The organism is Porphyromonas sp. COT-108 OH1349, from assembly GCF_000768755.1.
Taxonomy (GTDB): domain Bacteria; phylum Bacteroidota; class Bacteroidia; order Bacteroidales; family Porphyromonadaceae; genus Porphyromonas_A; species Porphyromonas_A canoris.
This window is the reverse complement of record NZ_JRAH01000022.1, coordinates 157,246-165,498: the sequence shown is the minus strand read 5'-3', so window position 1 is coordinate 165,498 and position 8,253 is coordinate 157,246. Positions and strand designations below refer to the sequence as shown.

The 8,253-nt window shown below is 44.4% G+C and carries 7 protein-coding genes and 1 pseudogene; 5 read left to right on the top strand and 3 right to left on the bottom strand.

What is annotated here, in order from left to right:
* Positions 1-218 (bottom strand): hypothetical protein (locus JT26_RS10985; RefSeq protein ID WP_235300034.1); only part of this gene is annotated, 218 nt, incomplete at its 3' end.
* A gap of 679 nt (positions 219-897) precedes the next feature.
* Between JT26_RS10985 and JT26_RS06385 the strand changes: the two are divergent.
* Together JT26_RS06385 and JT26_RS10840 are read left to right on the top strand one after the other, a co-directional pair.
* Positions 898-1,529 (top strand): annotated as a pseudogene (locus tag JT26_RS06385) (DNA alkylation repair protein).
* A gap of 48 nt (positions 1,530-1,577) precedes the next feature.
* Entirely contained in the window at positions 1,578-1,748 is a 171-nt protein-coding gene (locus tag JT26_RS10840) for a hypothetical protein (protein WP_160217641.1), read from the top strand.
* Between the two features lie 162 nt (positions 1,749-1,910).
* On the opposite strand, the gene JT26_RS06380 is transcribed toward JT26_RS10840, so the two are convergent.
* Together JT26_RS06380 and JT26_RS06375 are read right to left on the bottom strand one after the other, a co-directional pair.
* Positions 1,911-2,678 (bottom strand): TIGR03915 family putative DNA repair protein, encoded by a 768-nt coding sequence (locus JT26_RS06380; RefSeq protein WP_036847727.1) that lies wholly within the window; start codon positions 2,676-2,678, stop codon positions 1,911-1,913.
* Positions 2,679-2,706: 28 nt separating this feature from the next.
* The gene (locus tag JT26_RS06375; protein WP_036847724.1) at positions 2,707-3,972 is read right to left on the bottom strand and encodes a putative DNA modification/repair radical SAM protein; all 1,266 of its coding nucleotides are present in this window, start codon (positions 3,970-3,972) and stop codon (positions 2,707-2,709) included.
* A 490-nt stretch (positions 3,973-4,462) separates the two neighbouring features.
* On the opposite strand from JT26_RS06375, the gene JT26_RS06370 reads away from it, so the two are divergent.
* The 3 genes from JT26_RS06370 (at position 4,463) to JT26_RS06360 (ending at position 8,236) form a co-directional block, all read left to right on the top strand.
* Positions 4,463-6,040, top strand: a complete 1,578-nt coding sequence (locus JT26_RS06370) for a sulfatase (protein WP_036847720.1) — start codon at positions 4,463-4,465, stop codon at positions 6,038-6,040.
* Between the two features lie 37 nt (positions 6,041-6,077).
* Positions 6,078-6,611, top strand: coding sequence for a lipocalin family protein (locus tag JT26_RS10200; RefSeq protein ID WP_052110404.1), 534 nt, complete (start codon positions 6,078-6,080; stop codon positions 6,609-6,611).
* Positions 6,612-6,685: 74 nt separating this feature from the next.
* The gene (locus JT26_RS06360) at positions 6,686-8,236 is read left to right on the top strand and encodes a class I SAM-dependent RNA methyltransferase (protein ID WP_036847717.1); all 1,551 of its coding nucleotides are present in this window, start codon (positions 6,686-6,688) and stop codon (positions 8,234-8,236) included.
* Positions 8,237-8,253 lie beyond the last annotated feature (17 nt).

Below are 8,253 nucleotides of genomic sequence, written 5' to 3'. Positions count from 1 at the left end.
ATGGTACTATGCAAATGGGAGAGTAGGTAGCCGCCACTTATATAGAGAAGGAGAGAGACATGAACCGTAACAGGAACATGGCTCTCTCCTTTGTTTTTGTAGGTTTGCCGGTTTGCTTCTTCTTTCTTTTCTACTTCTTCATTTCTTTTTATTCTTTCCCTGTTCTGGATGAAAATAGAGACGGAACACCTTGCGATTATCTCTTTAATTCTTTTCACTCCGTTTCTCCTCTGCATTAAGATACATACTAGCGTCCTTCTTTCTCCTCTTCAACCCCTTTTTGCTCTTTCCACACTTCGTATGAAAATAGAAACGGATTTGCCGCTTTTCTCCTCTTCAATTCTTTTGCCCTTTCCATATTGGTTATTCTCAAATATGAGGTGTATATCCTCCGTCTCTTTTCAACCTCTTTTGCTTTTTTCGTCACTCCGCATAAAAATACAGGCGGAATCTTTCCACTGCTTTCTCTTTGATTTTTTATTCTGTTCCTCCTCCGTATGAAAATAGAGATGGCTTTGCTGTTCTCTCCTTTTCAATCTTTTTTCTTTTTCCATACTTCTAAGGAATATGCAAATAGGAGAGTAAGTAGCCGCCACTTAACGATAAGGAGAGAGACATGAACCGTAACAGGAATGTGGCTCTCTCCTTTGTTTTTATAGGTTTGCTGTTTCAGTTTCTATCTTCTTCGGTGTGCTTCAACTATAAGAAAAAATCTTTTCGGCTCAGCTTTATCGGTATTGAATAAATTTGTTTCCTTCCCAATTGAAATAATTACTTCACTTAACATGTCGTCCTTATGATACGAGAAAGAGGGATTTATCATTAAAGAAAAAATTGTTTTTGCGATAATAAAGCCTTTGTTGTACTTTTAAGGGATTGATTGTGACGATTATGGTAATGAGTAAGGATGCTAATAGTAGAGAGATTGATACTATTTTGAATAGAATAGTACAGATAGAACACGGCTTCAAACATGTGAATGAAGGAGCAGAAGAAATCATATTGCTGTATGGAGATGAGCGTTGTTTCGATATAGCTCTTGATCTATTTAAGAAAGATAGCTATCAAGTTCGAATGTTGGCTACTGTTATCTTAGGGCATTTAGCCGTGAGCAATAAGGCAGCTCTTCTGTATCTGAAAGACATAGTCAGTATGGATACGAACTGGCGAGTCCAAGAGATGCTTGCAAAAGCTTTTGATGAGATATGTAGAAAAGAGGTTATGAAGCATCTCTACCCCTTATTGAAGAGTGGATGAATGCAGGAAATCCTAATATTATTCGAGCTGTAACAGAGGGATTGAGAATATGGACAAGCCGCCCTTTCTTCAAGGATAGACCATTATTAGCTATCGAACTTATCAGCAAACATAAGGCTCATCCAAGCAAATACCTGAGAAAATCTGTAGGAAATGCTTTGAGAGATATAGGAAAAAAGCATCAAGATTTACTACTTGAAGAATTAAAGAGTTGGGACCTATCCGATCCATTGGTTTTATTTACCTATAAGCTTGTGACAAAGAAAAGGTGATAATACCTTTAGTATGAAAGTTTTGGACAGAGACCCTTGATAGTTAATTTGAATACTAAGAATATATCTCTATCTGAGATAAAGAAGAAAAATCCACAACTGACACTTATTATCGTAAGCAATACAGAGGCAGTAGAACGATTAAGTGCAAATCAAATACCTCTGAACAAAGCTCCATTCTTTAACGAGTGGGTGCGACTATTGGAGGTCTGGTTTTAAGATCCGGATGGGTATGGAATAGTGTTGTTGGGGTTATCGGAACATCCAATTGTGTAGTTGAGCCAAAGATAATACCTAACTAAATAAGTTAAATGAGGAAGTAAAAGCAAATAGCCGATACTTCCCTATTCAATATCCTTGAAGAGGCAGATTTTGTAGCCTTTACTGCATCTCCGTCAGATACTTCCAGTATCGTTTCGGCATATTTTGGCGTTGAAGTTTGAGATTGATGCGCTCTTTTACCGTGATACTTTGGAAGTATTCTTTCCACATTTTTTGGAATAAAATCTCCTCGTCAGACAGCTTCTCCTCTTCTATTATGCCGCTTTTGAGAGCAGTAAAATCTTTCTCGGAGAATGAGATATAGCGCGTTGTTGCTTTGTCGTAGTAGATGCCGGAGTTTCTGTTCGTGTCATATATGATCCACTGCTGGTCTGCATATCTTGCCTCAAAGTGAGAAACGATAAGAGAGAGTATATTGAAACGGGGAGCTATGGGGGCAAAATAGATGTTGTCTGCCGTTCGTTGAAATCGGACGAACTGGATGAATTTTCTCGATTCTCCTGCAACCTTTCTTGTAATCTCTTTTACCCGTATTACGTCTTCGTCTCCGAAGTTCATTTCATAGCCTTTAGGGGCATCTATCACCTTACAGATGTATCTGAATAGAAGCATTTCCACTTCAGGCAGCTCCGACAGCCACACCAAGAGAAGCATGTTTTGAGCAATCTTAGAGATCTTCTTTTCCAAGCCGGACCATACACGTCCGGCTTTTTTTGTGTCTGCGCTTATGGTGTATACCTCGTCCATGAGAAAAGACCTTTGTGCGTCTTGCGAAAGGATGGCTTCCGGTACAATCTTCTGCTCATAGGAGAAAAAGATGCAGGAGAGCAACCCGTCGAGTGTTTTGTCGTAAAGAAATATCGCCATCCTTCTTCTGTCTGTTTTCAGGCTGTTATCACTCTCCGAAGTTTATAGGAATCTGCATTGCTGCAGCCAATGCCTGCTTCTCTTTTTTCTCTGCGACCTGCTTGCGAACGTATTCGGGAGAAAGTTCGTTGATGGTGCGCATCGGGAGATCTCGGCAAACGATAAAGTATTGTGCTCTTTTCATCACCACTCCCATTCGTTTCAGCTGAAAAGAGTAGAGTGTCCCGAATCTTCTTGAAGCGATAATCAGCTTTGCGGACTTCACTCCTATTCCCGGTATCCTCAGTATCAATTCATAAGGAGCCGTACTCAAATCCACCGGAAAATACTCCGGATGCCGAAGTGCCCAGCTCATCTTCGGATCTATATCCAAGTCCAAGTCCGGATGCCGGTCGTTCACAATCTCATCCGCACTGAAGTTATAGAACCTCATCAACCAGTCTGCCTGATAGAGTCTGTTCTCTCGTACCAGTGGCGGAGAGAGCAGAGCCGGAAGACGGCTGTCATTCGTATTGACCGGGATATAGCCGGAGTAATAAACCCGTTTGAATGAAGGACGTTTGTAGAGAGCGGATGCGAGGGTCAGTATCTGCTTGTCGCTGTCCGGAGTGGCACCTATAATCATCTGTGTACTCTGTCCGGCAGGAACAAACTTCGGCGCAGAGCGAAACTTCTTTCTCTCTTCGACGCTTTCCAACATTCCTTGTTGGATAAAACGCATAGGTCCGAACACCCCGGCATAATCCTTTTCCGGGGCGAGGATTTTCAGATTCTCTTCCGACGGAATCTCCAGATTTACACTCATCCGATCCACATACGTTCCTGCTTTGGCTACCAATTCCCGGCTCGCTCCCGGTATGCTCTTCATGTGAATATAGCCGTTGAATCCGTACACCTCTCTTAGTAGCTTCACTGTTCGCAGCATCTGCTCCATCGTATAGTCCGGATTGCGTATCACTCCGGAGCTTAGAAAGAGCCCTTCGATATAGTTTCTGCGGTAAAACTCAATAGTCAGCTCTGCCAGCTCTTCGGGCGTGAACATGGCTCGCTGCACGTCATTGCTTCTTCTGTTGGAGCAGTAGGCACAGTCGTATATGCAGTGATTGGTCAGCAATACTTTGAATAGAGAGATGCAACGTCCGTCCGGAGTGAAGCTGTGACAAATACCCCACCCCGAAGCGTTACCTATTCCGCCCTTTGTATTCTTGCGAGAAGAACCGCTGGATGCACAGGATACATCATACTTTGCAGCTTCTGCAAGCGTTTTCAGCTTCTCTATCGTGCTTTCATTCATTAGGAAAAGTGTCTTTGCTCGGTATTGTGAGAGGAAGTTTTACCTCTTTCTACGACACCTAAAGATAGTCTAATTTACGATATGAACTCTTATAAACGAAGCCGAATTGCACCTGTTTTTTCCGAATATAAACTCTTAAAAGTGGTTGTAAACAGGATAAAGAGTTGTACTAAAGCGGTATAAATCTACAAACCGAATCTCGATTTGCAGCCGTCAAGCCACGATTGGTGCAAATCATGCTTTGATTTGCAGAAGTCAAGCCTTGATTTTCGGCTCTGAACGTGTTAAGTCTTGGTTGTAAACAGGTTTGGAGTAAGTTGTGAGTATATCTAAAAGAAGAAAGAAGGGGGACTCTGTTTTCTCCCTTTCAGACTCATTCTCTTCCTTTTGTGTGCAGAAAATTTTTCGTTCCGGTATCGGATGTATTACCATTAGGGCGATTAAGGTTATCTTTGTGGTACAAGTTTAATGTTTTTCAAAGGATCCATAGATGAAGAGTGTCTATAAAGTGGTGTTGCTGCCCCTTTCGGGTGTTGCGATGGTGGCTCCGGCAAAGCTGTTTGCCGAGGGAAAGAGAGAATCGAATAAGCCTCTGAACATTGTGTATATCATGACCGATGATCATACCAGACAGATGATGAGCTGTTATGACGGGCGTCATATCAGTACGCCCAATCTGGATCGGATAGCGGAGCAGGGGGTCTTATTTTCCAATGCTTACGTGGCAAACTCTATTTCCGGACCGAGTCGAGCATGTCTTCTTACCGGGAAGCACAGCCATAAGAATGGTAAGAAGGATAACCATACCACCTTTGACGGCAATCAGCAGACGGTGCAGGAACTTTTGCAAAAGGCAGGATACCAGACGGCGATGATCGGTAAGTGGCACTTGGATAGCCAGCCTCGTCACTTCCACCACTGGGAGATATTGCCGGGACAAGGAGACTATTACAATCCGGACTTCATCACTGCTGCCGGAAAGACCAAATATGAGGGGTACGTAACCACAGTTACAACCGACTTGGGATTGGAGTGGCTTGATAGCAAGCGCGATAAGAGTAAGCCGTTCTGTCTCTTCCTGCATCACAAAGCCGTACACAGAAATTGGATGGCAGATACTGCCGATCTTGCTCTATACGAGGATAAGGTTTTTGAATTGCCTGCCAACTTCTACGATAACTACGAAGGAAGAGCAGCTGCAGCAAAGCAAGAGATGAGCATTGCGAGCGATAAGGATATGGACTTGGCTTATGACCTTAAGATGTACAGGGAGGGAAAGCCATCGAGACTTAGTGGCTGGTATCCGGGAATCATGAAGAGAATGACACTGGAACAGAGAGCGGTGTGGGACAAACATTACACCCCGATTCTCCAACAGTTTTCTTCTGCCAATCTTCAAGGAAAAGAGCTTGCGGAGTGGAAGTACCAACGCTACATGAGAGACTATGCCAAGACGGTGAAGTCTCTGGACGACAACGTGGGTAGAGTACTGGACTATCTGGAACAGAGCGGACTGCTTGAAAATACGGTCGTGATCTACACATCGGATCAAGGGTTCTACATGGGTGAGCATGGCTGGTTCGATAAACGATTCATGTACGAAGAGTCTTTCTCTACCCCTCTATTGGTAAGACTTCCGAAGGGATATGGTAAGAGAGGAGAGATATCTGAGTTGGTACAGAACATAGACTTTGCCCCAACGATGCTGGATATTGCCGGAGTGGAGATACCTGAAGATATACAGGGAGTATCGCTGATGCCGTTGCTTTCAAGCAAGAAAGCCCCCAAAGATTGGCGGAAATCGTTGTACTATCACTTCTATGAGTTCCCGGGAGAGCACGCCGTGCGTCGCCACTTCGGCGTTCGTACCGAGCGGTACAAGCTGATCCGATTCTACAAGGATATAGATGCCTGGGAGCTGTATGACCTAAAGACCGATCCTTCCGAAATGAACAACCTCTATGGTGATCCCGGCTACGAAGCGGTAACACAAGAGCTTAAGCAGGAGCTTAAACGCCTGCAAGAGCTCTACGATGATCCTATCCGTACAAGTGTAAGTATAGAATAATGACTACCTTTAGAGGTAAATAATAGAGTCTTAGTCCATGAAAACAAGAACTAAAGCAGCCATAACTCTTGCCGTTGGAGCATTGGGCTATATGGCATACAGGGAGTGGGGTAGAGTAAAACCGGCAAGAGCGTATCCGATAGACTCTTTTGAGCCGGAAAAGTTTGTCGGCTCATGGCTTGTGGTGGCAGGTACACCCCAGTGGGTTTCTTCTTGTAGAGAGAATTTGAGCTACGACTTTTCCATTCTTCCGGATGGCTCCATGCAAGTCTTGAAGAGCTACTGCGAGGTGGGCAAAGAGCGTTGGCATCGCTCGGTAGGGCATGTGCTGTTTCGCGGTTCTTCCTCTCGCGGTGCACTCAGAGTATCTTTTTGTGGACCGTTTTATCGTGGATACAATGTTGTTGCGATAGATGAAGCTTACAGCGTGGCTCTTATAATAGGACGCACCGCAGCGGAGGCGATGATTCTTTCCCGTACTCCGGATGTGCCGGCAGAGATAATGGAGAAGTACATATCCCTCGCCAAATATATCGGCGTCAAGATGGGGGCTTTTGTTTGTCTGGCTTAGAGGAGGATTTCTGTGATTTTATACAACTGTTGTCAAACTATCGGAATGATAGCCTGCTTAATAGAAATAGATAGATGGAGATAGAAGAAAGAGAACAATTCAGGATGATGGCAAAGACCTTGCACGGTCTGGAAGAAGTACTCTGCAAAGAGTTGCAGGAGCTTGGAGCCGAAGAGATAGAAAAAGGTAGACGCGTGGTCTATTTTAAGGGAGATAAAAGGCTGCTGTACAAAGCCAATATTCATCTTCGTACAGCATTGAGAGTCCTTGTCCCGATTGCCACATTCGAGGCGACAAATGCAGATGAGGTTTATGACTATCTTAATGAGCATATCGCTTGGGACAATTATCTGGATCCCAAATCCACCTTCGCGGTGGACAGCGTGGTCTATTCGGATCACTTTACACACAGTAAGTTTGTTGCTTACAGAACGAAAGATGCCATTGCCGACTACTTCTCGGATCTGCAGGGACGCAGACCCAATGTTTCGGTGAGTAACCCTGATATTTTATTCCATCTCCATATCTCGCATACAACCGTAACACTCGCTCTCGATTCCAGTGGTGAAAGCCTTCATATCCGAGGGTATAGGAAAGTTCAGACAGATGCTCCCATATCGGAGGTTTTGGCTGCCGGGATGCTGCTTCTTGCCGGTTGGAAAGGCAAGAGTGCCTTTGTGGATCCGATGTGCGGTAGCGGTACCATCCTTATAGAAGCACTTCTTATGGCGAAGGGGATACCTCCCGGTATCTTCCGTCCCTCTTTTGCTTTCGAGAGATGGAAAGATTTCGATCAAGAGCTGTTGAGCTCCATCTTGGACGAATGGGAAGAAAAACCATTCGATCATCCCGTTGTGGGGATGGATATATCCCCAAAGGCGATAGTTGCAGCCAAGAAAAATGCAGAATATGCAGGTGTTTTGAAGGATATTTCTTTTGTTGTATCCGATATATCTGACGTCTTACCGGAGCAGGTTCCGGCTGTATCTCCGGGAGAAGAGCCGCCGATGCTTATGACAAACCCTCCGTATGGAGAGCGGCTTCGTCCGGAAGATCTCGAACAGACATACAGTGTACTCGGCTCTAAACTCAAGCATATCTTTACAGGGTATCGTGCGTGGGTTATCTCTTCATCCAAGGAGGGGTTGTGGAAGATCGGTCTTAAACCATTTTTCAAAGAGGTGCTTTTCAACGGTTCTTTGGAGTGCGAGCTGAGAGGCTATGAGACATTTTCGGGAAAGAGAAGCGAGTTTTTGGAAAAGTCTCCCGAAAAACCATCTCGAAAATCTTCTAAGGAGTCGGAGTTCAAAACCAGAGGTTACTCCGTTTCAAAAAGACAATCTTCTGGAGATGGTGAGAAAGGCGGAAGAAGAAGAGGCGATTTCAAGAAGCGGGAAGAGGGAGAGAAGAGAGCATTTAAGCCTCGTACTTTTGCTGCCAAAACAGAGAAGAAGAGAGAAGAACCGGAACTGTCTCGCTCCGAAAGAGAGATAGAAGAGTTTCGCAGAGAGTTCAGACCTCGTAGGATAGCTCATTTCGATGACGAGAGACGCAGAGCACCCAAGAGAGAGAACGAAGTGCGCTTCCGTCCTCGCCGAAAACATATACAGGAAGAGAAAGAATAACAGACAAGTCATATATC

Excerpts from the sequence above, each read along its gene's own strand:
- JT26_RS06380 (WP_036847727.1), bottom strand. The coding sequence starts at position 2,678 with ATGGCGATATTTCTTTACGACAAAACACTCGACGGGTTGCTCTCCTGC.
- JT26_RS06375 (WP_036847724.1), bottom strand. The coding sequence starts at position 3,972 with ATGAATGAAAGCACGATAGAGAAGCTGAAAACGCTTGCAGAAGCTGCA.
- JT26_RS06370 (WP_036847720.1), top strand. The coding sequence starts at position 4,463 with ATGAAGAGTGTCTATAAAGTGGTGTTGCTGCCCCTTTCGGGTGTTGCG.
- JT26_RS10200 (WP_052110404.1), top strand. The coding sequence starts at position 6,078 with ATGAAAACAAGAACTAAAGCAGCCATAACTCTTGCCGTTGGAGCATTG.
- JT26_RS06360 (WP_036847717.1), top strand. The coding sequence starts at position 6,686 with ATGGAGATAGAAGAAAGAGAACAATTCAGGATGATGGCAAAGACCTTG.